Here is a 277-nt window from a genome sequence, read left to right on the forward strand (position 1 = left end):
TAGGGATCAGCTGCGAAGAGGCTAGACGGTGTGACATCAGAATAACCAACAAAAACGCTGAAGATGGATAAGAAAATTAGAAGTGTTATGGTTATCCAATAATTCTTCACGTCATTTTCTCACAAAACTCAACAAAAAACAAAGGTTGTTTCATAAACAACCTCTGCTTTTAAATTTTATTCATAGAGCAATCAAGCTCTTTCGTGCGCTTATTTGCTCTTTGTAAAGGCTTCATTAATCTGCTGCGCAGTTTCAAAGAGTCCTGTTAGACCCCCAC

At 37.9% G+C, this 277-nt stretch carries 1 pseudogene; it reads right to left on the minus strand.

Annotated features, from left to right (window positions below):
* Window positions 1-110, minus strand: a pseudogene (locus tag ACFINC_RS11355) (ABC transporter permease); the annotation flags it as partial.
* Window positions 111-277: the final 167 nt, after the last annotated feature.

The organism is Bartonella sp. AP58NXGY (assembly GCF_042195785.1).
Classification (GTDB): Bacteria; Pseudomonadota; Alphaproteobacteria; order Rhizobiales; family Rhizobiaceae; genus Bartonella.